The sequence below is a fragment of the Paenibacillus hunanensis genome (assembly GCF_034055775.1).
Lineage (GTDB): Bacteria > Bacillota > Bacilli > Paenibacillales > Paenibacillaceae > Saccharibacillus > Saccharibacillus hunanensis.
On sequence record NZ_CP139194.1, the window covers coordinates 5,242,074 to 5,268,023 of the forward strand.

Sequence of the window (25,950 nt, forward strand, 5' to 3'; positions counted from 1 at the left end):
TGATGAGTGAAGTGTACATCCTGTGTACACCTTGATCATACGAGCGGTGTCTGCTTGAAAGGACACCTACAGAGGAGGCTATTATACGACAATGAAATTCCGTGTATCTGCTGTGCAATATCATCTTCATACGATAGCTTCTTTCGACGAATTTGCAGCGCAGGCAACGCATTATGTGCGTACTGCGCAAGAATTTGATGTCGACTTTATTTTATTTCCAGAGTTTTTCACGACGCAGCTCCTATCGATCGGTGATGAGAATGGCGTAGCGCTTGGTATTGAGCGTCTGCCCGAATTCACCGATGCCTATATCGAGCTGTTCCGTGGTCTGGCTAAAGAAACCAATACTCATATTATCGGCGGCACCCATGTGATTGAAAAGGGCGGCAAGCTATATAATACGGCGCATCTATTTTATCCAGATGGACGTGTAGCTGCTCAGCCTAAGCTCCATATCACCCCAACCGAGGTGACCGAGTGGAATATGTCTGCCGGAGATGAGCTGAATGTGTTCGAGACAGACAAAGGTACGATTGCGCTACTCACCTGCTACGATATTGAGTTCCCTGAGATTGTACGGATGGCAAAGGCACGCGGCGCAGATGTGATCTTCTGTCCATCGTGTACTGACGATCGCCACGGCTTCCACCGTGTTCGGTATACGAGCCATGCGCGTGCAGTGGAAAATCAGGTGTATGTAGTAACGACAGGCACGATTGGCTCCCTGCCAACGGTTGACTTTATGCGTGGTAACTTCGGACAGGCAGCCGTGATTACACCAAATGATGTACCATTCCCACCTCGCGGCATTCTGGCGGAGGGTGAGATCAACGACGATATGATCATTACCGCTGATCTTGATCTAGAATTACTCTACAAAGTACGTGAAAAGGGCTCGGTAACCACATGGCGGGATCGCCGTACTGATCTGTATACCGATTGGAGCTGATTCGCGATGAACCGGACAGTACAGCACTATGCCAAAGCCTGCTATGTGTACCATGATAAGCATCCGCATCCCGCAACCGTGCGTTCCTATACAGTCGAGGATTTTGAACAGCTGATTGCGATACAGGCAGCCGCCTTTCCCCCACCTTATCCAGAGGAGCTATGGTGGAATCAGGAGCAGCTTCATGAGCATATTACTCGCTTCCCACAGGGAGCGCTCTGCGTCGAGATCGATGGCAAGCTGGCAGGATCGATGACCGGACTGGTGATTGCCTTTGACGAAGCTCATCCGCAGCATACATGGGAGCAGATTACCGATCATGGCTATATCCGCAATCATGATCCACAGGGCGATACCTTGTATGTGGCTGATCTATGTGTGCATCCCGATTATCGTCAGTGGGGACTGGGCAAGCTGCTGATGCAATCGATGTATGAGGTAACTGCCGCACTGGGGCTCAAGCGATTACTCGGTGCAGGTCGTATGCCTGGCTATCATCGGGTAGCAGATCGTTACTCCCCAGCGCAATATGTCGAGCGTATTACTTCCGGTGAGATGTATGATCCGGTTATTTCGTTTCTTATGCGCTGTGGACGTACGCCGCTAACGGTAATTGCAGATTATCTGGAGGATGAAGAATCGCTGAATCATGCTGTTTTAATGGAATGGAAAAATCCACTACCCCCAGCACAATCCTAAGGAGGATAACATGACGATGGACTATATTCGTATTACACATATTGATGATCCCTTATTTGCTGATATGCATGCTCTGATGGGACATATTTTCCCACCGGAGGAAGTGCTGGAATTTGAATTATGGCGCGAGCCGCTGGAAGACCCGGGTATTCGTGTTTTTGTCGCAGTGCATGAAGGACGCGTTGTAGGCGCAACAGAGTATCGGTATTATGAGGACGATAATGTAGCAATGACGGATTTTACAATCATTGGTGAACCCGGTCTTGGTATTGGGCCGTTTCTAGCTCAGCATCGTCAGCAGGATCTACAGCAGCTGGCTACAGCCAATGGTAAGGAGCTATTCGGAATGTTTGCTGAGATCTATGACCCTTATCGTGCCGAGCGTCATGAATTTGGCGGCGTGAAGCCGATGGACCCGTTCGTTCGCCGTGAGGTGCTGGCGCATCTAGGCTATCGCAAGCTGGACTTTACGTATGTGCATCCATCCTGGAACAATGATGGCGAAGCGGTATCTGAGCTGGATCTGTGTTTCCTTGCGTATGAGGCGAATACCCACTCTCTGCCTGGCGCACTGATCGAAAAGTTCCTGCGTCGTTATTATGCGGTGCTGGAGCAAAAGCCTGCGGCATGGGAGGATATGGTGAGCGAGGTTGGTAAGCGACAGCAAGTTGAATTATTGCCGCTATAAATTATCATTGGGGTTATAGATTTTGTTTGATTACGATATACATGGTATATGCATTTTGCACGATAAGTTGTAACTACTACGTGTTGTGTTTATCACTTGCAGACTACAGAAATAACTAAAGCGTTCTTCTCCAATCTATAACGGAAAAGAACGCTTTAGTTTTGTATATTACAACTAATGCTAGTCATATTAGCGATCATGTTGAGGTTTGTACAAAATAAAATATTTGTGCGTTTTATTGAATTATAGACTTACAACTACTGTGGTATTGGTCAGCTCGCACTATATCACGTTGAGGAGTACAACTTTATTGATCCGAAAATAAAAACAGACGGCTGTAGTCCCTTTGCAGGATACTACAGCCGTCCTTTATGTTATGTGCCTTCTATGTCGTTGTCACATGCAATGTAATACTAACGCACTTTGGGCAAACTTGCAACCCCTTTTACGAATATAATTGCCATTTGGTAAATATTACATATTTGTAATTTTTGTGTTTGCAATTTAATTGTAAGCAAGCAAAAGTTCATACTACACCGTTAAATGCAAGCATCGACTATGGTAACATAATAGAGACCATTGGATAGAGTATGCCAGCCTATCCTATAGGATACGTCTTACAGCCTGAAAAATAAGGGTAAATGCTGCAGACGTATGTTAGCATACTTACGTGATCCTAAGAAGGTTATCGTTGCTCGGAAGGAGAATGAATGTTGAAGACAAATTTTTATCGTAATTTGATTATTATACTGCTCTGCCTGGTCGCAGGCATTGTGGATGTGATCGGTTATCTGAATCTGGGACGGGTGTTCACCGCCAATATGACCGGGAATATTATCATTATGGGCATGGCGATTGGTAATCTGCATACCGTATCCTTTCTGCGTTCGGGTGTCGCATTTGCTGGCTTTATCGCGGGCAATGCGATCGCAAGACTATTTTTAGGAAGCCGTAAGCCAGATGGCCCGTGGTCGTCTCGTCTGACGATACTGGTCGTCATTCAGCTGATCTTTTTCCTGATCTTCGCCCTGCTAGCACGTGATCTATTGATTCCAGCAGTGGAATATAGCTTAATCGTTCTACTCAGCTTCACGATGGGTATGCAGACGACGATGGCGCGTCGACTGGGCATCGCCGGAATATCGACGACGGTACTGACGAACAATATGGCGAGTGTGGTGGAGGATGTGACGGCACATCTGCGCCAGCTTGCACGCCGAGATGGAACAGCTGCGCGTGAGAGCTGGCCTGTCGCAGAGACATTGCTGCGCGTACTGGCAATCCTTGTTTACGGCGGTGGAGCCGTGATCGCGACCGTTGTGGAGCAGCGGATTCCACTAATCGCCATCTGGATCGTGATCGTGACGATGCTGATCGTGCTGGGGATCGTACTTGCTGTCTTTCATCGTAAAAAACAGCTGAGTGAAAGCAAATAATACTAGCTCTATACGTTCGATATGTGCTCTATGTATTCATTGTGATTTCGTATCATTTTGGATGGATGAACTCTATAGTAATTGAAGCACTTAGAGCACTTAGAGCACTTAGAGCCCCACTACACTGCATCTGCTCCTTATATTCCCTCTTCATGAAACCGAACCGTGCAAAATGATGCGTATTCTTTTATAATTAGATAGTATACCTAATTATTTTGATTCTGGTTCATTTATCCTTTACTTCAAAAGCTACACCGCTATCACAGATCGAATCCTTTTTTCATTTGGAAGCAACCAAGCTTTTTTGGGTAATGGAGATTACTGTCGAACCGAGATTCATGCATACCAACACTATAGAACCGGGTGGTTATCAGAACCTATGAGAAATATATGGAGCATTTACAAATCCGACTGGAAAAATCTATTTAGCGTCTCGACCGGCATTCTGCTGGCTGTGGCGATTATGCTGCTTCCGTCGGTGTACGCCTGGTTTAACATCAAAGCGATGTGGGACCCGTACAGCAATACGTCCGGCATTATTATTGCCGTGACCAATGAAGACAAAGGCACGAAAATTCAAGATAAGGACGTGAATGTAGGGGAGCAGGTCGTCACCAATCTCAAGCAGAACAAAAAGCTAGGCTGGACGTTTGTCGATGAAGACCAGGCGAAGCGCGGATTGGATAATGGCGATTATTATGCGACCATCCTCATTCCGCCGGACTTTTCCGAGAAGATCGGTAGCATACTGACCGATGATCCGGTGAAGCCAGAGATCGTTTATACCGTGAATGAGAAGATTAGCGCGATTGCGCCTAAGATCACGGACAAGGGCGCAACCACATTGACGCAGGAGATCAGTGAAGAATTTATCGAGACAGCCAGTGAAGCGGTACTCACCAAGATGAAGGATGCTGGCATCAAGCTGGAAGAAGAACTGCCGACGATCCGTAATATTGAAAATAAGATTTTAACGCTAGAGGCACGTTTGCCGGAGATTAATCAGTTTGCCGATCAGGCGCTCGTGCTGGAGAAAAAGCTGCCTGAAATAAATGCGCAGGCGCAGAAGATCGTAGAGCTGCAAAAACGACTGCCCGAGATCGAGCAAGCCGGACAAATGATCCTGAAGGTCGAGCAGAATCTGCCCAAGATCAAGGAAGCAGGAAATGCCATTTTAGAGCTGCAAAAGCGCTTGCCTGAGATTCGTAAAGCTGCCGATAAAGTGAACGAGCTGGATGCGAATTTTTATAAGGTAGAGGATGCGCTGAATCAGGCGATTACCGATGCCGACAAGCTCGCAAGCATCATTGCAACCGCGCAACAGACATTGCCAAAGGTGCAGGAGATTACGAATATCGGTGCAGACTTTAGCGATCGAGTGAATACATTCCTGAATGATAATGATGGTGCATTCGATGCGATCGCTCCGGTCATTCGTCAAAATCTCGTGCTGCTACAGCAGACTGCCGATGCAACGACGCAGCTTGTCGATGCAGTTGATAACGCCAATATTGATCCGCAAACTGCGCTGGATACGTTATCCTTCGCTGAAACGAGACTGACACGCGGTGCTGCGATCGTTGAACGTATTACTGACCTGCTGACGAGACTCAACAATGTGCTGCCGAATCAACCACTGAGCGATCGGATTAGCCGTCTGAACAGCATCCATGATCTGATGGAGCGCCAGATTGCGCTTGTACAGGGCATTAGCGATGCGATCCGTAATGGACAGCAGCCGGCACGCGATATTCTCGATAATCTGCGTCAGCTCTCCACGCAGACGAGTGATGCGCTTGGCGATCTGATCTCCGTTTACGATTCGCAGATTGTACCTGATATTAACAAGGGTCTCGACAATCTGAAAACGGTCGCTCGCGACGCATCCGACGTGCTGCACACGGCTAATAACACATTACCTGATATCGCAGCCGTACTAAGCGATGCGCAGAGCGGCGTTGCCTTTGGACAGCAGGAGCTGGCACGAATTAAGCAGGACTTGCCGCAGATTCGCGCCAAGCTTCACGATGCGAATGAGCTCATTCAGAGCCGAATGGATCAATTTGACGAGCTGGTGAATACGGCGGCCAGCTTCGTGAACAATGATCTGCCTGGCATTGAAAATAAAGTACATGAAGCCGCCAACTTTGTGCGTAATGATCTCCCACGCGCGGAGAAGGAATTGAACAAAATTACCGATTTGATTCAAAACAAGCTACCTGAAGCAGAAAGTGCCGTGCACAAGGTCGGCGACTTTGTACGCAACGATCTGCCCGGTCTGGAGAAATCGGTTCATAATGCAGCCGATAAGGTACGCTTGCTGAAAAATAGCGATAGTGAGCTATCACAGATCATCAAATGGCTCAAGGGCGATATCCAGCAGGAAAGCGACTTTCTATCCAGCCCGGTCGAGCTGAAGCAGGTTCGCACGTACCCGATCCCGAACTATGGCTCGTCGATGTCGCCATTTTATACCACCTTATCGATCTGGGTCGGCGGGATGCTGCTCATCTCCATGTTCAAGGTCGAGGTCGAAGATCCGGAACGACGCTTCCGTCCGTATCAAGTATACTTCGGACGTCTCGCTACGTTTATGACGATCGGACTGGTGCAGGCATTTGTAATCTCGATGGGGGATATCTTCATCCTCGGTGCATATGTCGCAGACAAAGCGTGGTTTGTCGCGATGAGTATGCTGATTAGTATGGTATTTGTTACGATGGTATACACGCTTGTATCCGTATTTGGCAGTATTGGTAAGGGGCTGGCGATTATCTTTCTCGTCTTGCAATTTTCCAGCTCCGGCGGAACCTTCCCGGTTAGCATGACCGGTACGTTTTTCCAGGCGATCCATCCGTGGTTCCCCTTTACGTATGCTGTGGAGCTATTACGCGAAACGGTTGGCGGTATGCTGATGTCGATCGTTTACCGAGACATTCTGTATCTGATCGGGTTTATGCTATTGTTCATCCTGTTTGCACTCTTGCTTAAAAAGCCACTGGGGCCGTTGACGGAAAAGATGGCAGAGAAAGCGAAGAAAACCAAACTCATACCTTGATTGGGGCGTGAGGGGACTACGCTGTGACTTTTGCTTGGGAGTGGGCACCACTTCGGCAAGGAATAAGGGGACGGACTCCGGTATCGCACAGGAATCTACGAAGTAGGATCGAATTGTAGATTCCCGTGCTCAAAAGTCGTCCTTTCCCCTTATTTCCTTGCCTTCGTTCTGTGCTGCTCGCAGCAAAAGTTGTGTATGTCCTCTCACGCAATTGGCGGTTAGCAGGAAGTGCCCTTAATGCATTCGCGGTAAGGGCATTCGTTGCATGGAGTGCATGTAGGTACATTGACTGCGTTATTGACTCACTTTCGATACAAAAAAAGCACCTATATCCAACCCCAAAACAGCAAAAAGGTCTGATCCTTTTAAAGGATCAGACCTTTTTGCTGTTTCGTTATCGTCCAAATGAGGTTTTTGATAGTAGGTAGGTTGCAAGTGAATGAGGTTATATCCATTATTGAATGCAGGATATGACATTTTGTACGCTTATTCGATGGGAGTAGCTTTATATAGATGGGCACTCTATTAATCCGTACACGCTATACATTCACTGCGCTTCAGCGTTGTGTAGCTCCTGCTGCTTGCGGCGGTAGTCTTCGATGAATAGGGTGGCGAGTTGGGGGTCCCACTGGGTGCCTCTGCCTTCTTCGAGAATCATGATCGCGCGATCCTTAGGCATTCCTTTACGGTAAGGGCGGTCGGAGGTCATGGCGTCGAAGGCGTCGGCTACGGCGATGATGCGTCCGAATAGCGGGATGCTGTTTCCTTTGAGTCCATCAGGATAGCCTTTTCCGTCGAACCGCTCGTGATGTGAGCGTACACCTGGCAGATAAGGGCGCATGGCGTCGGCAGGCTCGACCTGACGCAGGATGCTTTCGCCCATTTCGGGATGCTTTTTGATCTGGTCGAATTCTTCATCGGTCAGCTTGCCGTCCTTGAGCAGTACGGCATCCTTGACACCGATCTTGCCGATATCATGCAGGAGCGCAGTTTTGCGGAGCTGGTCGATGTCGTATTCACATAAGCCAGCACGCAGTCCGATCTCGACCGCATAGGCAGCTACACGCTGGGAGTGACCTGCTGTATACGGATCACGAGCATCCAGTGCTGCCGCCAGTGTGGCAAAATAGCTGTCCAGTAGCTGCTGATTACGGCTATCTCGCATATTCAGTCCTCGCACCATATGATTGAAGCCGAGGATCAAACGGGAAAAGTCATCGGAATACTCGTCATGTGCAATCACGCCAAAGTCGCCTGCTTCTACACGAGACATCGCATTGAACAGATTGTTGATCGGATGCTCCACATCACGTGCCAGCAGAAAAGCACCGCACAGACTGAATACAATACTTACGCCGATGACCAGCCCTGCCCATTGCCAGTATTGCATCGCATCAATGCCTGTCATCTCCTGTAGGCGAATCTGGGCAGCCAGACTGAATAATGTAACCGGAAATACACCGATCAGGAAAATGCTCAGCTGATACTTCTGGCGCACCGTGAGATACACATGCGCTAATGCAAGTGTATCGCGACCATGCTGCTTGTACAGCTTGTCCTTGACTACACGCAACAGCGGACGAATCGTAATCGAGGTCAGGAAAAATTCAATAAACGCGTGCATACTGGCGACCATAATCGCGCCGGCGATTCCGATCCCGATGTAATACCACGGCATCGTAATCCATTGTTCCGAGATGGCCAGGCTTACCAGTGCAATAGCCGGGACGGTCAAGCCTAGAAAATGGGGCAGCATAATACGATAGATGGCGAGCTTCGGGAATCGATGGAGCTGAACATACGCACGCTCCAATTGCTCAATGCTGGCGATGTCCGCTACTAACGCTTGCCGAATCGGAGCAAGATGCTTGGAAAAGGTTATCCCTTCCAGCAGCATCATAATCATAAAGGACACCAACATAATGCCGAGTAAAATTAGATTTTGAAAGAGTGTGGTATTGATGGTGGTCATAATCATCAGCCCGCCCACCACAGCGACGGCCAGTACGGAACCCATCACGTAATTCGCAATCATTTTTCGCAGAAATTTTTTATATTCATTCACAGAGGGTTCCTCTTTTCCGCACATTAAAACCTATAGTCAGGCTCAGGTATGATGTTATTAGCCTGATCATTGGATGACGTCGATGGAGAAATGAGAGCGGTAGGATCGTTTCCAAATATAGAGTCTCACTATTATATTTCGGCAAATCGAGCCAAAAGTTGATATTTTTCTCAGTAGACTCTGGTTTTACTCCAGAATACGGAGAGCTACCGCTAGAACATAGATTGGAATGATAGGAGGGCTTAGCATGGAAGCAACTGAAATGACAAGCGATCTGATTTTACTGCTGGGCACATTGCTGCTGCTTGGCGTACTATCAGCCAAAATTTCCTCACGGTTCGGCATGCCAGCACTCGTCTTTTTTATTATCGCTGGGATGATTCTGGGCCGATTCATTTATTATGATAATGCGTTTATTACGCAGTGGTTTGGTGTACTTGCACTCGTTATTATTTTGTTTGAAGGTGGGATGCAGACCGATTTCCGGCAGATTCGTCCGATTATACGCCCTGCACTATCGCTGGCGACGATCGGCGTGCTGCTGACAGCATTTGTGATCGGATATTGTGCACATCTCATTCTCGGTGTGAGTTTACTGGAGGGGATGCTATTCGGCTCGATTGTCGGCTCAACCGATGCGGCAGCGGTCTTCTCCGTACTCGGCGGCAAAAATGTACGCAGCTCGCTCACCTCCACACTGGAGGCTGAATCCGGCAGTAATGATCCGATGGCGGTATTCTTAACGATTATGTTCATCGAGCTCATCCAATCACCGGATACGAGCATTGTGGGCAAAATTTTGTCCTTTGTCTGGGAGATGGGCTTTGGACTTGTGCTTGGTCTGATTTGCGGGAAGCTCGCGGTATGGCTCATCAATAAAATTCATTTTGAGACGTCCAGTCTGTATCCGGTGCTCGCCATCTCCAGCGCCCTGTTCACGTATGGTATCAGCTCGATCACCCATGCGAGCGGCTTTCTCGGTGTATATGTGATGGCGCTGGTGATGGGGAATTCCGATCTGACGTATCGTCGTACGATTTTGCAATTTAATCAGGGGTTTGGCTGGATTATGCAGATTTTGATGTTTGTCCTGCTCGGTCTGCTCGTCTTTCCAGAGCAGCTCCCATCGATTATCTGGCAGGGTCTTGCGCTGTCGATTTTGCTGATGATCGTGGCACGTCCAATTGGCGTATTCGTCAGCCTGATGTTCAGTCAATTTAACTTTACCGAAAAGACACTGCTATCATGGGCAGGCTTACGTGGTGCGGTACCGATCGTACTCGCTACCTATCCGCTACTAGCAGGCATTGAAAATGGACAGTTATTTTTTAACGTGATCTTCTTCGTTGTTCTCACCTCGGCATTAATTCAGGGAACGACCATCTCGCCCCTTGCCGAAAAGCTGGGTCTAACGGAAACGGACAAATACGCACAGCCATCCATTATGGAGCTGGTGGCAACTGGACGCACACAGTCGGAAATCAGTCATATGACACTTACTCCGCGTAGTCAGCTCATTAATCGGCAGCTACAGGATATCGATCTACCACCAAGCGTGCTCATTACCGCTGTGCTTCGCAATGAGGATATCGTCACACCGCGTGGCGACACCGTATTGCTACCAGGCGATAAAATCTATCTGCTCGGGCCGAAAGATAAGCGTGAGGATATTCGGCGACTATTTACAGGAGAAGGGAAGCCTTCCCCATCTGCTTCATGATCAGTAGAATCTATCATTGAGAAGCAATCATGACAATTAGCACGTCAAGCGCTATACTTTCGAGCGCTCCGATCAGTAGTCCATCATACCAAAAAGGCAGTGTGTCTCTACCTCTGACACACTGCCTTTTATTCATATTCATTCGTCGTTTGTCCTATCATGGAAGCTCCAATGTGGTGCATTTATCGTGCGATCACTAAGCGGTTTCTAGGGCAACATCACCACGTGATCGCCCTGACCTAGCGATCCTACTCACTTAACCCTGATCGGCAATATTCGCTGCAAGAATAACCTGTCCGCGTGGCTGACTGCCCTTCTCATCTGGCTCCAGTGTAATCGCAATCGTATCATAATCATCCGGCTGGAACGTATAATACATCGCTCCTGTACCATCCCTTGTAAGGAATGTACCGGCACTCTGCTTTACATTGCCTTTAATTAACCAGACCTGAAATGCCTGCGAGCCTTGTAGCTTCGGCAAATTATCCGCCTGTACGAGTAAGTGCGTGCCTTTGGCATCAATTACGATCGTTGCCAATCCCTGCGCGACAATATCCTTGGCAGCCGGGCTCAGTTTGACCGCTTCATTCACCTTTAGTCCCTGACTTGGCATCGATGCCGATACAATCTTCTGCTGCAAGCTGCCCACCTCATCGCTGGTCATGGCTAGCTGCTGCTGCAAATTCCCGATTTCACCGCGCAGATTACCAGCATACATACCGATAAAGATAGCGGCAGCGACAGCGATAGCGGTAGTCATCTGCCAGATTGTCGCCTTATTACGTGCGCTACTGCGTCGTCCGACACTAGCTGTCTCCGTACGTGACGGTGTTGGTTTTGCTGTTGGTGCTTCGGTTGCTGTAGGGATCGTGCTGCGCTCTGTTTGCTGTGGTCTAACAGACGCTGTATTGGACAGTGCAGCGTGCGATACTTCTGCTCCTGCTGTTGTATTTGCTACAGTATCCGCCTGCCCCAACTGCTGCTGATCCTCTGCAAATACACGTTCCAAAATACGATTCTTCATGCCCTGTGGCGGCTCTATTAATTCAACGGATAATGGCAAAAATCCGACAACTTCGCGCAACTCCTCAACAGCGAGACGGCATTCCTTGTTATCCTTCATATATGCCTCAAATCGCTCCTGTTCTTCACGATCCAGCCCGCCGAGTACATACATTTCGACCATATCCATCCACTCATGGTGTTTGTGTTCATTATTCATATGCGTTTCCCCCCTTTACCGCTTCAGCAAGCTTCCCATGAAGCTGCCGTATCGCAAGTCTGACCCTGCTTTTAACGGTTCCAAGCGGAATGCTAAACTTCTCGGATACTTCATGCTGCGTCAATCCTTGAAAATAAATTGACTCGATGACCTGCTGCTGTTCTTCACGGAGTTCCAACATTGCTTCACGAATACGCTGGCGTTCAAAATTCATTGCCACCTCTTGCTCCACATCGGCGCCGGTATCCGGAAGAACCTGCAGAGCTTCATCACCGACCGGGTCGGCTACAGCTCGCGATGCTTTGCGCCGTAGCATATCTACGGCTATATTGCGTGCAATTGTGAACATCCATGTCGAAAGCTTCCCCTGGCTCCGATCATAGCGTTCCGCGTTATTCCATACTCTCAAAAATAACTCCTGTACGACTTCCTCAGCCGCCATCGTATCATGCACGATCCGATAAGCAAACGAATATATCGCACGTTCATAGCGATCATATACCTGTTCTAATGCCTCTGGCTCCTTTGCGGCAATCCTTCGCATTAGCTCTCTATCGTCCATCAGTTCATTCATCCAAGGGCTCCTTTCCCATTCCCCTCTATTATAACGTTCGCACAAAAATTTGCGATGGATGACTTTTATATGCAAATATTTTCTGGTCGTCATACCGGAGGGGAGTTATGTCTACTTCCATATTATTTGCTTAAAATTAAATTTCGTCACATCTAATGTCAGTTATAGCAGGATTGAGTACGTAAAGGCAACCCTTACAGCTCCTTCATCCATCCAGCAATGCCGCCTATTCACATGAATTATTTTCCAATAATTCCATGATCATATGCTATATATACACTGCCTTACCGTGCCGTTTCATCATATATTTCAGTTCCTTAATTTTATACTTTAAAAGGTGCATGAAATGATTCCAGACGGTTTAATAACAGCATATAGCCCTTTTGTACCATCCAGAACCTACATAAACGGGCTGGCAGTATTCGTATGACCGTAGCTTTAGGTAATTCCTGCAAGCCTTTTCATGACCAGAGATTCATTTTGCACTGTCGTATGATCTGCTTTGCCGCTTTACACGTTTTAACGGATAGACAAGCTGCAATGCGGCTGCCGTCTATTCATCAATTTGAAGGAGTGTGGGATGATGTTCAAATCGGTTCTATCCAAAATCGGCATTTTGCTGATGGCTGTTGTATTGATCGTACCAACAACAGCAGGTGCAGCAGCAACAAGCAAAGGGGCTGGCGCTGATCTACGTGCTACGCTGGGACAAATTCTTGGTGAACATGCGCTACTTGCCATTATCGCCATGCAAAAGGGAATTGACGGCAAAGCTGATTTTGATCAGGCTGCCGCTGCACTGAACGCGAATACGGACGATCTGTCGGCTGCGGTTGCCAGCGTATATGGTAATGCTGCTGGCGATGCATTCAAAACGATCTGGTCGTCTCATATCGGCTACTTTGTCGATTATGTAAAAGCGACAGCTGCCAACGATAGTGCTGCCAAGCAAAAAGCGAAAGATGAGCTGAATGAGTACAAAGTTACTCAAGCCAAATTCTTCGCTGATGCAAACCCGAATCTGCAACAAGCAGCTCTGGAAGCAGGACTGACTGAGCATATCAATATGCTGCTGACTGCTTTTGATGCTTATGTAGCTAAAGACTACACCAAAGCATACGATACAGCGGATCAAGCGTACAAGCATATGTTTATGTTTGGCGACATCCTGAGCGCTGCGATCGAGAAGCAATTCCCGAACAAATTCACAAGTGACATGTCTACTACGCAAGCGTCTGATCTGCGTTCCGCACTGGGTATTATCCTGGGCGAGCACGCGACACTGGCAGTATGGGCTATGCAAAAAGGAATTGACGGTGCACCAGACTTCAATCAGGCTGCTGGACTGTTGAATAAAAATACAGATGAGCTGTCTGCTGCTGTAGCAAGCGTATACGGTAATGCTGCTGGCGACGCATTCAAAACGATCTGGTCATCCCATATCGGTTACTTTGTTGATTATGTAAAAGCGACTGCGGCAAAAGACGAAGCAGCGAAGAAAAAAGCAAAAGATGAGCTGAATGAGTACAAAGTTACTCAAGCGAAATTCTTTGCTGATGCGAATCCAAACCTGCAACAATCCGCATTGGAAGCAGGTCTGACCGAGCATATCAATATGCTGCTGATGGCATTTGACGATTATGTAGCGAAGGATTACACCAAAGTGTACAGCCAGGAGCGTATGGCCTATGCGTATATGTTCATGTTTGGCGATATCCTGAGTGAAGCGATTGTGATGCAGTACCCTGACAAATTCGGCGGTACATCCAGTGGTGGCTCCACTACACCTTCGACTGGCGGTACAATGCCTTCTACTGGTGGCATGGATGGCATGAATCACGGTGGTACAACGGGTGGTATGAACGGTACAACCTCCGCAGATGCAAGCCCTGAGCTGCAAACGAAGGTCATTCAATTCACTGTAGGTAGCAAAATGTACATGGTGAACGGTCAATCGATGATGATGACGACCAAACCAATCATGTACAACAACAGAACGTATATCCCGCTGCGTTATCTGGCAGCTAATATCGGTGCGAAAATTTCCTTCAACAACACGATGAAATCGACTACCCTGAACACAGGTAGCGATGTACTGGAATTCTGGAACAATTCCCGCCGTTACAAAATCAACAACATGCTCATGATGACTGATTCGATGGTCATCTCCAGAGACGGACGTACACTGGTGCCTGTTCGCTTTGTAGCTGAGACATTCGAATGGAATGTAACGTACAACAGCAATGGCATGGTAACACTGAGCAAAACGTATTAATCGTTAAACTCATGACAGAGTAGCATCTGTTCAAATATGCTACACTACCAGCCAACCCTATGAGCGGGGCTCTGCCTCTTCATAGGGTTGGCTTTTTTTCTGCTACTGCTACAAGCTTTCCATTGCTGGAGGTGAGACAACCCACGCATAATCATGTATACGCAGTGCTTAAATGATCTCAAGTAATCTTCAAGTGATGCTCGATAAAAAACCTAAGTTTGCCTGGCATCCGGTACATCCATCATGCTCGCTTGCTCCCCTACCTTTTAGCCTGTACATCAAATCTGGAATCTGTTTCCATAGTCCTGCTTCATTCGGTAGAGGAATTTACCATTTCCAATCAAAATCGATCCTTTTTTGGTACTATCTGATTAATTACTTTCGAATCCGTTTATACAATACATAGACAGCAACAACATAAGCAAACGATTCTCCAACATACAGCAATGCGTTGACATACGAATTAGATTGGAGAACGATTACGCTTTTCCTGATTGGTGGAAGCGCTATATTTCCTTGCAGTCAGGTCATACATCAACTTCAGTAAAGGGGTAATAGACGATGAAAATGAGAAAACTGCTTGCACCTGTTCTTGGACTCTCCCTGATGCTTCCTGCTGCTGGCGCATTCGCCGCAGAAGGCACGAGCGCTGACTACAATCCTGAGCTGCAAACACGCGCGATCCAGTTCAACATGGATAGCAAAATGTATATGGTGAATGGCATGTCCATGATGATGCCGATGAAACCAGTGGTGTACATGGGTACAACTTATGTGCCATTGCGCTACCTGGCAGCTAATGCCAACATGAAAACATGGTACGATCCAATGACCTCCACTACATGGCTGGATACAGGTCTGGCACGCTACGAGTTCTGGACAAAAGGCGCTAACGCAAAAGTCTACAAAGTAGACAATATGCGTAAAGCTCTGAACGATCCGATCATCTCCATGAACGGTCATACGCTTGTTCCTGTTCGCTGGTTCGCGGACAACTTCGAGTGGAACATGATGTACAGCAATGGCATGATCACACTGAGCAAAACGTATTAATCGTTTAGATAGATCGATACTGTGACGCTGGAGTATATACGAAATGCTGTCGTGGAGATCAACCACTGCGGCAAGGAATGACTCCATTATTCACAACAGTAAAACCCAAAGCCTCTTTTAATAGAGAAGCTTTGGGTTTTGCTATGTAATCCATCCTGTTCGCTTTTCTGTTCTATGTATTGTAAAATTTGACTTCTGAAGCGATGTGCGGTATGCTATTAGATGTTATTTTTAACCCTCGGTTTTATCCTTCGCAATTTTCCGGATGCTGCCGGAATCATTTCAAATTTCCTTTTTTCCTAAACCCATTGAAATTTGACAATCTGATTCACACTGGCGCGGTCATCGGAGCCGCAAGGACAAAAGAGAGGTAGGGCTTTTGTTGTTTTAGATTCATCGTGTATGCTCACATACCCTATTCCATGTACGGCTATGTGCATACCCTACAAGCAAGCGAACCAAAACCGTCCTCATCCACATTGCTTTTTCACCGCACACATGAGGTTACGGGTTAACAAATAGCTGCAGCAGGCAGCCATATGAAACCGGAGGGCAGGTCTACGCATCCTGACTCTACGCACGCTGGTCCATCCCAGCGCTCGAACCGGCATAACGCCTAGTTCGACTTGAACCGGTCTTGTTCACGTATAACAAACGCACATGAAGCATTTCACATATGGCTCGTAAGCTGCATGATTGGCTTATGACATGAACGTATAAAACATAAGATGCAACAAACCAAAAAGATCCCCGGTCATGACAACCATTCAGGTTGTAAGGCCGGGGATCGTCCAATTTTACAGAGGTATAGCGCAATAGAATCCGATCGTTGCTCGGCTGCCGCGGTTTGCTTTCCGCATGGTATCTGTTACATTCAAATAAATGAACGCGGTATACACCATCATGTACAGGAGTGAAATGCATAATGAAGCCAATTACGATTCTGATTGCGGATGATGAGGCAGAGATCGCTGATCTGGTCGAGCTGCACCTGCAAAAGGAAAAGTATCAGACGGTCAAAGTATTGGATGGACAGGCAGCATTGCATGCTGTACACACACAGGCCATTGATCTGGCGATACTCGATATTATGATGCCAGGCATGGACGGTTATGAGCTCACCCGCAAAATTCGGGAAACGCATCATCTCCCGATTATTTTTCTCAGTGCCAAAACATCCGATATGGACAAAATTACAGGGCTAATTACAGGAGCCGATGATTATATGACCAAGCCGTTTAATCCGATGGAGCTGGTCGCACGCGTTAATTCCCAATTGCGGCGTTCTCTGCAATTCAGCCAGCCACTTCCTGTACAACGTACCGTATTGGAAAAGGGCGGGCTGGTCATTGCTCCAGAGCAGCACAGCGTTACACTGTACGGCAAGCCGCTGGAATTGACGCGTAAGGAATTCGACATCCTCTACTTGCTTGCCAGCCACAGCAAGCAGGTATTTAGCGCGGAGAGTATTTTTGCACAGGTATGGGGAGAAACCTATTACGAGAGCGGTAATACGGTGATGGTGCATATTCGTACACTACGTAAAAAGCTCGGCGAGGATCGGGATAAAAACAAATTTATTAAAACGATCTGGGGTGTGGGGTATACGTTCAATGACTAAACGTAGAAGCTTTCGAACAACGATGATTTGGCTGCTCGGCTTGAGTATGCTCGCTTCTGGCGCGATCACGTATGGCGTGTACAAGCTACTGCAAGCGTACTATGCTGGCGTTCGGAGGGAAGATCCGCTCGCCGAGTATCGCTATATGATGCGCAGCATTGGCGATATCTACTTCTTCCTGCTGCTATTTATTCCACTCGCGATTTTCTTTTTCTTCTGGTTTACCAGGCCCTATGTCGCTTATTTTAAAGAGATATCGACAGGCATTAACCATCTGGCTAACGGAAATTTCCAGCATCGTGTGCAGATTTCTTCAAAGGATGAGCTTGGCACGATTGCTGCGGATGTGAATCTAGCAAGCGAAAAGCTACAGCAAGCGATCGAGCGAGGCGATTTTGCCGAGAACAGTAAGGATCAGTTGATTGTGAATCTGGCGCATGATCTGCGTACACCGCTTACCTCTGTGCTAGGCTATCTGGATCTACTCATCAAAGACGAGCAGCTTACAGATGAGCAGGTGCGTCATTTTACAGCGATCGCCTTCACCAAGTCGCAGCGTCTGGAAAAGTTAATCGATAATCTGTTTGAAATTACACGTATGAACTACGGTATGCTGCCCTTACAAAAGACAGAGCTGAACTTGAGCGAGCTGCTGAAGCAGATGAATGAGGAGCTTTATCCTGTATTTGAAAAAAATCATCTCATCACACGTTTGAAGCTGGAGTCTCCACTGGTCGTCTCTGGTGATGGTGAACTGCTTGCCCGTGTATTTGAGAATCTGCTAATGAATGCCTCACGTCATGGCAAGGATGGTGTGTACGTGGATATTCACGGCCTGCGAGAAGCGGATCAGATCGTTATTCAGATTATCAACTATGGCGGCTATATCCATCCGCAGGATCTGCCCTATATTTTTGATATGTATTACACAGCAGATCGGGCGCGTACGTCGCAGGAAGGCGGAACCGGTCTGGGCTTATTTATCGCCCGCAATATTGTAGAGCAGCATGACGGCACCATTTCGGTTCAAAGTGATGCAAGGCAGACGGTATTCGAGGTTCGTCTTCCCACCTTTTCACAGCTACCAAACGAAATTTAAGAAAAACTTTAAAAATGCCCCACTTTTTCTTTAATCTATGTCCTTTATCGTTGATTGTATATCGATCAAGGAGGAAGACAGATGAAGAAAAGATGGGGTTTTGCTATGTTTGCCCTTCTACTCGTCGTGATGTCATCAGCTATATGGCTAGCGCATATGAACGATACAGCTGGCTATATAGAAAGTAGACAGCACGAGGATGAGAACGATACCGTCCCCTTTACTGGATCTATACAGGAGCAGGTACATAAAGGAGATTTGTTACTCGTTAACAATCAATATCCGATCAGCCGCGACAGCATCAAGACAGATATTGTCGATGTGTCCAAGCAGGAAGATAGGAATCCAGGCTTTGTTTTAATGGATTCCAAGCTGATGTTATCGCAGGAAGTATTGGAACGATTTCAGTATATGATTGCGGCGGCTGCGGAGGATGGTATCCATTCCTTTCTCATGAGCAGCGGCTACCGCGATTGGGACAAGCAAGAGGAACTATATCAACAAAAAGGCGCCGATTACGCCCTGCCAGCAGGGCATAGCGAACACAATTTAGGATTGTCACTCGATATCGGCTCGACCGTAAACGTGATGGAAGAAGCACCCGAAGGCAAGTGGTTAGCTGAACATTCATGGAAATACGGCTTTATTTTGCGCTATCCTCGGGATCGGTCGGATATTACAGGTATTCAATACGAGCCATGGCATTTCCGTTATGTTGGATTGCCGCATAGTGCTATTATGTATCAAAAGAATCTGGTGCTAGAACAATATCTAGATTTACTACAGGAGAAAAAGGACATCGATGCTACAGTGGGCAACGACCAGTATCATATTCGCTATTACGATGCCACATCAGCGACTACGATTCTGCTCCCGCAGCACGGCGATTACAACATATCTGGCGATAATAAACAAGGAATTATTGTGACTGTCAAAAAGGAATAGTCATAAACCATGGAGGTAACTAATGAAAAATGATACATCGATAGAGCAACATCCTGCGCCCCATCGATTTCGTATAATTCCCGCCGTTCTACTGATTATGTATCTGTATTTGCTAACTCGGATCATTTTGTTTAAAGGTAATCCGATTGATCCAGGAGTCATCCAATCACAGCTAATGCTATGGCTACAGCATCCGGAGGTCATTCATACACGAACGGTCAATCTAACTCCGTTTCGGGAAATTACAAGAGGCTGGAACCGATTGTCCCTGCATCCTACAGGCACATCCCTCCAGCTGATCGGTAATATAGTAGCGTTTGTTCCGCTCGGTATGCTGATTCCGCTTTTACTGCATTCCCGATTGTCATCAGGCATTCTCGTTGTATTCTGTTCATTGCTGCTGAGTCTCAGCTATGAAGTGACCCAGCTTCTAACAGGCATAGGCATATTCGATGTGGATGATCTGCTTCTCAATACATTTGGTGGGGTATGCGGCTATATTCTGTTTGCGATTCCAGCCTTCATCGCCAAATCCTTATTTCAGACAAAAAAAAGGAACCCTATCATTCGCAGTTGATAGGGTTCAAGGTATAGTAATTCAAAAGGGGTTATTACAGACATTATAGCCTGCTCATCTTAAAATTACCTGATAACAACCTTAAAGAAACATTAATTTTATAATTTTAGGTATCTTCTATTATAATATTTGTCCAAAAAGAGAACGCTACGGTCGCAGTCCGTAGCGTTCCATGTTTATATATTCAAAAAGGGGTATGACATAACTATACCCGGGTTATCTTAAAGGTTTATGAAATGGAACTAAAAATGTTATTAATTTTGGTGGGGATTGCTGGGTGGGTGAGAAACTTATCTTGTTTTTGCAGGTACCACTCCGGCAAGGAATAAGGGGACGGACTCAGTGGAGCCGCGGGAATCTACGGAGTAGGAGTCATTTGTAGATTCCCGCCCCTCCAAAATCGTCCTTTCCCCTTATTTCCTTGCCTGCGTTCCGTGCTTGTTCAATAGTGTAGTTCTTTTCATTTCCTTGGTTGAGTCGCAATCCCACTTAGGTGGGTGGGGAGCCTGAGGAAGAATGGTAGTTCTTAAACATTTTTGGATGTATAGTGTTTGGCTTGGATGAATGTGGTCGCGTACGATTGGTACATGTAGTTGAATTGAAAATGAATGGCGGCGTCCATAAGGACTGCTGTCGGAATCCAGGCTGCAATTGGTACATATATTGGAATTGAGGATTTAGGATGAATGGAATAGTGTATGTGCTGTGTTTGTTTCTATGTTATTCGCTGATATGCTGGATTGATTGGATTATTGGCTGAATGGGTTGTTGGCGCTTTGCGTTGTTGGGTATAGTTCGCTTATGGTTTGATTGAATTATTTAGTTGTATGGCTTGTTCTGGATTTTGTGATATATCGATGCTGTATGAAGGTTGGTTGATTTTGATTTTGATTTTGAGGTTGATTCTGAACTTGTTTTTTGTCGTTAGAAAAAGAGGCAATTACCGTTTATTTGCGGTAGTTGCCTCTTTTATGTTCTGGGGCAGGTTAGCTGGTGTGTTGTGATGGTAGGTATCTTTTTTAGTTTAGTTAGGAGCATGTAGCCATTGGGTCAATGGGTGTACTTGTCTTACTGCGGCTTGGCTGTTGTTGCGCTGGTGCCGTTGGATAGTTTTTCGCGTACGGAATCTAGTTTGTATTGGGCGGATGTGGGGTAGTCGCGGCGATCGTCGATTTTGATTGATGTGGATACGCGGCCTGCGCCTGCTTGGAATGGGCTTTCGTGCAGGGCATGGATTGCGCGTAGTACGTCGGCGATGTCGCCCTCGATAATGGTGCTCATCGGTGTGAGCTGGACGGTAATGTTGGACTGGGTGTCTAGCACGCGCTGCATGTCGGCAACGTATGCGCTCAGGCTGGTACTACCTGTTCCGATTGGAATGACGGTTACTTCTGCAATTGCCATCTTTCATTCCTCCTTCGCTTTGATTGTATTCTACCCCTGTTTTACCCAAATTCCAATGCTCTGCCAAAAGGGTCGGTTGCTTCGCTGTTAGTTGATCATAATGAATATGGAAAGAATGTCAATATATTGTGTCATATCTGGATCGAATCATCTATATGTAGAATGATTATAGATTGGGTTGCTGTGCCTCGGGCAAGCTGAATGTTGCGGAATGATGTTATCGATGATAAAGAATCGTGTGATCTTCTAACGTATCAGCCTATCTATCATCTGAAGCACTTGTATACTTTTACCTGCATATGTTGAACGCTTCGTTTATATCTATGAAATGAAGAAGCTAGAACAAGGATAACCTCATCTCCTGCGTAGAGATGAATACTATCATTCATAAACAGAAAGGAATGATCGCCATGACCGTTCAGCCATTCGAGCTGGAAACTAAACATACGATTAAGCTACAGCCTGCACGAGACGATCGTTTATGTTCAGATCATCGCACATCTCAATCTCTACCTGATGCTATCTGTCCCCATACATCTACATCTACATCTCACATTTCAGGAGATTCTTCGTCGTATGCAAGCAGAGATTATATGGGGCTAGACCATTTAAGTTTAGACGATCAACCTGTTGAGCAGCGTCTCCATCCACTCGTCGAGCTAGGGCAGCATATTATGCATGGTGAGCACGAATCGGCACGTGAAAATGCGAATCTGAACGGTGATAGCTTTTCCGGCAAAATGAGTCGGCTGGGCAGCGAGTATTCTAAATGGTACACAGAGAACCATATGCTGCCTGCTCCGATCGCAGAGGCGGTTCAAGCCAATCGGCTGTATATTCATGATCTGGATCATTATGCGCTTGGCACGACGAATTGTATCTTTATCCCGTTTGAACGACTGCTTCGTGAGGGCTTTAGCAGCGGTAACGGCAGTCTGCGTACGCCGAATTCGATCATGACGGCGATGGCGCAGGTGGCGATTATTTTCCAATGTCAGCAAAATTCGCAATTCGGTGGGGTCGCTGCCAACAAGCTCGACTACGATCTGGCTCCATATGTCACCCGCTCGTTCCGTAAGCATTTGCGTAAAGGACTGCACTATTTAGGCGAATGGCATCCGATGGCAGGACAATCCCCGGAGCTACAGCAGGCGACTGCCGAAGCGCTGGAGCGCCTGCTAGCGCACGCTGAAATGAGTGATCCCAGTCTAGCCAAGCAATATCCGCTGGCCTATGGCTATGCACTGGAGGAGACGCGTAGTGAGACCTTTCAGGCGGCAGAAAGTCTCATCCATAACCTGAATACGATGTCGAGTCGCGGTGGTGGGCAGATTCCGTTTACGAGTATTAATTATGGCACCTGTACCTCACTGGAAGGACGACTCATTGTTGAAAGTCTGCTTGCTGCAACGGTACGCGGTCTGGGAAATGGGGAGACTCCGATTTTCCCGATCCAGATTTTTAAATGCAAGCGTGGTGTTAATCAGCAGCCCGGCGAGCCTAACTACGATCTGTTCCTAAAAGCAATCGATTGCTCGTCCAAGCGATTGTATCCGAACTTCGCTAATCTGGATGCGCCGCTTAATCTGGAACATGTGGTGCCGGGTGATCCGGATACGGAGTTTGCTACGATGGGCTGTCGTACGCGTGTAATCGCTGATCGCTACGGTCGCAATCATCTATCTGGCAAAGGGAATCTTTCGTTTAATACGATTAATCTGGTGAAGCTGGGCATCGACTATGGTGTACAGCAAGGTAGCCGTGAAGTAGCTGATGAGCAGGGCTTCCGGCAAGCGCTCGATGAATGCATTGAGCTTGCCGCTGACGCATTGCTGCATCGGTATCGGATTCAGGCAGCACAGCCTGCCAAAGCATCGGATTTTATGATGCGTGAAGGGGTATGGGAGGGCGGTGAACAGCTGGCACCGGATGAGCCGGTTGGAGAGCTGCTCAAGCATGGCACGCTGTCGATCGGTTTTATCGGTCTGGCAGAGTGTATGACGGCTCTATATGGTAAGCATCATGGCGAGGATGCGTCTATTCATGAACGTGCGCTGGCGCTGATTGCGTATATGCGGCAAGCCTGTGATGCGCTCAGCGAGCGTCATCAGCTTAACTTCTCGCTAATGGCGACACCAGCAGAAGGATTGTCCGGTAAGTTTGTACGCCGAGATCGCCAGCATTATGGTCACATTCCTGGTGTTACTGACCGCGAGTATTATACGAATTCGTTTCATATTCCTGTCTATTATGAGATTGGCGCTGCTCGTAAAATACAGCTGGAGGCTCCTTTTCACCATTATTGTAATGCGGGTGCAATCTCTTATATCGAGCTGGATGGTAATGCCCGTCACAATACGGCGGCTATGCTCCGGATCGTGCAATATGCGCTGGAGCAAAACATTAGCTATTTTAGCATTAATCATCCTATTGATCGCTGTACTTCCTGCGGGCATGAAGGGATTATCGGATCACATTGCCCAGCCTGTGGTGCATCAGAGCAGCAGGTGCATATCGCCCGTCTACGGCGTGTAACTGGCTATCTGACCGGGGATTACCAGACTCGCTTTAATCCTGCCAAGCAAGCCGAGGTACGTGATCGGCTCAAGCATCATTGAGCTGGTGATACGGGATGAACATTTGCGGGTATATTCCTGAATCGATCAATGAAGGCACTGGACTGCGTGCGGTCGTATTTATTAGCGGATGTCGCCATGGTTGCCCTGGCTGCTTCAGTCCGCATACCTGGTCTTTTCAAGCAGGCGAGCCGTTCACACAGGCGCGGCAGGAGGAGCTGCTTGCAGAAATGGCGGCTAATCCGTTACTCGACGGACTAACGATTGCTGGAGGCGATCCCTTTTTCTCGGCTGCTGAGGTGGCTGACTTTGTAGAACGTGTGCGAAGGCGACTGCCGCATTTCTCGATCTGGACGTATACGGGATACACATGGGAACAATTATTTTCAGAACCTGATAAATATTTGAAACTTCTATCCGTATGCGACGTATTGATTGATGGAAGATTCGTTCAGGAGCTACGAGATGTATCGCTGCGTTATCGCGGAAGCTCAAATCAGCGCTTGATCGATGTTCCTGCCAGTCTGATCCAGCAGCAAGCGATCGACTGGAAGCTGTAGACTACGCTGTATTGTATGAATTGTAAAATCAATCAACATTTTCCGTTAATGCAAAATTTTATTGAATAAAAGATTGACTTATACGATTGATTTGTATATGATTCATCTAGATAATTACACAGTGCTTCAACTGCAATACTGGTTGTTTATATAATCAGTAGCAATGATGCATCTGAACTGTATCTCCGATCATGGAGAACAGACTAACCTCATAATTCTATTCCTGTTAAAGGGGAGTAGCTGTACAGGCAAGTCGTCATTACGGGTGAATAACCCCGGCTGTGCTTGGCAATGAAAATGAATTTAAACTCATTGTTAGCGAGACCTTTACCACAAATTTGGTGAAGACTCGCTATCTTTTGGAGACCTTTACCTTTGTGGTAAAGGTCTCTTTTATATATATATGGCTCTTTTTGAGTCAGAACTATCACTTTATTTTAGGAGGAATCTTATGGATGCAGCATTATTGTTAGAGTATGGCTGGGTCTTGCTCGTACTGATTGCGCTGGAAGGCTTGCTCGCTGCCGATAACGCACTGGTACTGGCAATTATGGTTAAGCATTTGCCGGAGGAGCAGCGTAAAAAGGCTCTGTTCTATGGTTTGTTCGGGGCATTTGTGTTCCGTTTCGGTTCATTGTTCCTGATCTCGTTCCTTGTGGACGTGTGGCAGGTACAGGCGATTGGTGCACTTTACCTGTTGTATATCTCGATTAATCATATCGTGCGTCACTTCTTCTCCAAGTCGAAGACCGACGAAGCTTCTGAAGATAAAGGCCCTGCGGCTAATCCGAAAAAGCAGTCCGGCTTCTGGATGACGGTATTCAAGGTCGAGGTTGCTGATATCGCGTTTGCCGTGGACTCGATCCTTGCCGCTGTAGCACTGGCAGTTGCGCTGCCAGCAAGTGGTTTGCCACCAATCGGTGGTCTGGATGGCGGACAATTTATCGTCATCTTCCTGGGTGGTCTGATTGGTCTGATCATCATGCGTTTTGCCGCTTCGTTCTTCGTGAAGCTGTTGCAAGAGCGTCCAGGTCTTGAAATTGCAGCCTTCGTTATCGTCGGCTGGGTTGGTGTGAAGCTGGCTGTCATCACGCTTGCTCACCCTGCACTGGCTGTGATTCCAGAGCATTTCCCAGAGAATAAGCTGTGGAAGCTAAGCTTCTATATTGTACTCGTAGCCATCGCACTTGCCGGCTGGTTCCTGTCCAGTAAACGCGAAGTGCCTGAGGAAGACAATGCGGTGAAAGAAGTGAAGCAGGAGATTAAGGAAGACCTGTAAGCTATGAGTTATACGCTAGTCTGCTGAATGATCTCGCTTCATTGATATGAATGCCTGAAGTAGGTCGATGACTAGATTGACGATTCACCAGCCTATCCTATAATGGATCAAAAAAGACTGTCTGGCATATTGCCGGACAGTCTTTTTGCT

At 47.1% G+C, this 25,950-nt stretch carries 19 protein-coding genes; 15 read left to right on the forward strand and 4 right to left on the reverse strand.

From position 1 onward, the window contains the following. Positions 1 to 91 precede the first annotated feature (91 nt). From SK066_RS21340 to SK066_RS21360, 5 genes are all read left to right on the forward strand, one after another. On the forward strand, positions 92 to 949 hold the full coding sequence (locus SK066_RS21340) for a carbon-nitrogen hydrolase family protein (RefSeq protein ID WP_250343831.1): 858 nt from the start codon (positions 92 to 94) through the stop codon (positions 947 to 949). 6 nt (positions 950 to 955) lie between these two features. Beyond that, entirely contained in the window at positions 956 to 1,648 is a 693-nt protein-coding gene (locus SK066_RS21345; RefSeq protein ID WP_320542923.1) for a GNAT family N-acetyltransferase, read from the forward strand. A 16-nt stretch (positions 1,649 to 1,664) separates the two neighbouring features. Continuing rightward, a complete protein-coding gene (locus tag SK066_RS21350) occupies positions 1,665 to 2,336 on the forward strand; it encodes a GNAT family N-acetyltransferase (protein WP_320544936.1) in 672 nt (223 codons plus the stop codon). Positions 2,337 to 3,046: 710 nt separating this feature from the next. After that, positions 3,047 to 3,772, forward strand: coding sequence for a YoaK family protein (locus SK066_RS21355; protein ID WP_320542924.1), 726 nt, complete (start codon positions 3,047 to 3,049; stop codon positions 3,770 to 3,772). Between the two features lie 379 nt (positions 3,773 to 4,151). After that, entirely contained in the window at positions 4,152 to 6,830 is a 2,679-nt protein-coding gene (locus tag SK066_RS21360; protein WP_320542925.1) for a YhgE/Pip domain-containing protein, read from the forward strand. Between the two features lie 547 nt (positions 6,831 to 7,377). Here the strand turns inward: SK066_RS21360 and SK066_RS21365 are convergent. Next, entirely contained in the window at positions 7,378 to 8,895 is a 1,518-nt protein-coding gene (locus SK066_RS21365) for an HD domain-containing phosphohydrolase (RefSeq protein ID WP_320542926.1), read from the reverse strand. 247 nt (positions 8,896 to 9,142) lie between these two features. On the opposite strand from SK066_RS21365, the gene SK066_RS21370 reads away from it, so the two are divergent. Next, positions 9,143 to 10,615 carry a potassium/proton antiporter gene (locus SK066_RS21370; protein ID WP_320542927.1) on the forward strand — a complete coding sequence of 491 codons (1,473 nt, stop codon included), beginning with the start codon at positions 9,143 to 9,145 and terminating at the stop codon, positions 10,613 to 10,615. 256 nt (positions 10,616 to 10,871) lie between these two features. Here SK066_RS21370 and SK066_RS21375 read toward each other — a convergent pair whose 3' ends face one another. Together SK066_RS21375 and SK066_RS21380 are read right to left on the reverse strand one after the other, a co-directional pair. After that, complete coding sequence (locus SK066_RS21375) at positions 10,872 to 11,837, reverse strand: anti-sigma factor domain-containing protein (protein WP_320542928.1); 966 nt, start codon at positions 11,835 to 11,837, stop codon at positions 10,872 to 10,874. Beyond that, entirely contained in the window at positions 11,830 to 12,411 is a 582-nt protein-coding gene (locus tag SK066_RS21380) for an RNA polymerase sigma factor (protein ID WP_188775791.1), read from the reverse strand. Before SK066_RS21380 ends, SK066_RS21375 begins: the two co-directional genes overlap by 8 nt. A gap of 580 nt (positions 12,412 to 12,991) precedes the next feature. On the opposite strand from SK066_RS21380, the gene SK066_RS21385 reads away from it, so the two are divergent. The 6 genes from SK066_RS21385 (at position 12,992) to SK066_RS21410 (ending at position 19,981) form a co-directional block, all read left to right on the forward strand. After that, positions 12,992 to 14,686, forward strand: a complete 1,695-nt coding sequence (locus tag SK066_RS21385; protein ID WP_320542929.1) for a copper amine oxidase N-terminal domain-containing protein — start codon at positions 12,992 to 12,994, stop codon at positions 14,684 to 14,686. 561 nt (positions 14,687 to 15,247) lie between these two features. Then, positions 15,248 to 15,739, forward strand: a complete 492-nt coding sequence (locus tag SK066_RS21390) for a stalk domain-containing protein (protein ID WP_188775793.1) — start codon at positions 15,248 to 15,250, stop codon at positions 15,737 to 15,739. Positions 15,740 to 16,664: 925 nt separating this feature from the next. After that, positions 16,665 to 17,360, forward strand: coding sequence for a response regulator transcription factor (locus SK066_RS21395; protein ID WP_320542930.1), 696 nt, complete (start codon positions 16,665 to 16,667; stop codon positions 17,358 to 17,360). After that, positions 17,353 to 18,459, forward strand: coding sequence for a HAMP domain-containing sensor histidine kinase (locus SK066_RS21400; protein ID WP_320542931.1), 1,107 nt, complete (start codon positions 17,353 to 17,355; stop codon positions 18,457 to 18,459). Before SK066_RS21395 ends, SK066_RS21400 begins: the two co-directional genes overlap by 8 nt. Before the next feature lie 81 nt (positions 18,460 to 18,540). Continuing rightward, on the forward strand, positions 18,541 to 19,404 hold the full coding sequence (locus SK066_RS21405; protein WP_320542932.1) for a M15 family metallopeptidase: 864 nt from the start codon (positions 18,541 to 18,543) through the stop codon (positions 19,402 to 19,404). 22 nt (positions 19,405 to 19,426) lie between these two features. Continuing rightward, positions 19,427 to 19,981 carry a VanZ family protein gene (locus SK066_RS21410; protein WP_320542933.1) on the forward strand — a complete coding sequence of 185 codons (555 nt, stop codon included), beginning with the start codon at positions 19,427 to 19,429 and terminating at the stop codon, positions 19,979 to 19,981. 1,068 nt (positions 19,982 to 21,049) lie between these two features. On the opposite strand, the gene SK066_RS21415 is transcribed toward SK066_RS21410, so the two are convergent. After that, positions 21,050 to 21,385 (reverse strand): MTH1187 family thiamine-binding protein, encoded by a 336-nt coding sequence (locus SK066_RS21415; protein ID WP_320542934.1) that lies wholly within the window; start codon positions 21,383 to 21,385, stop codon positions 21,050 to 21,052. A gap of 593 nt (positions 21,386 to 21,978) precedes the next feature. On the opposite strand from SK066_RS21415, the gene SK066_RS21420 reads away from it, so the two are divergent. The 3 genes from SK066_RS21420 to SK066_RS21430 all read left to right on the forward strand — a co-directional run bounded on the left by SK066_RS21420 (position 21,979) and on the right by SK066_RS21430 (position 25,800). Then, entirely contained in the window at positions 21,979 to 24,003 is a 2,025-nt protein-coding gene (locus SK066_RS21420) for an anaerobic ribonucleoside triphosphate reductase (RefSeq protein WP_320542935.1), read from the forward strand. A 14-nt stretch (positions 24,004 to 24,017) separates the two neighbouring features. Further along, positions 24,018 to 24,521 (forward strand): anaerobic ribonucleoside-triphosphate reductase activating protein, encoded by a 504-nt coding sequence (gene nrdG, locus SK066_RS21425; protein ID WP_320542936.1) that lies wholly within the window; start codon positions 24,018 to 24,020, stop codon positions 24,519 to 24,521. 451 nt (positions 24,522 to 24,972) lie between these two features. Further along, positions 24,973 to 25,800, forward strand: a complete 828-nt coding sequence (locus tag SK066_RS21430; protein ID WP_320542937.1) for a TerC family protein — start codon at positions 24,973 to 24,975, stop codon at positions 25,798 to 25,800. The last annotated feature ends 150 nt before the right edge of the window (positions 25,801 to 25,950 follow it).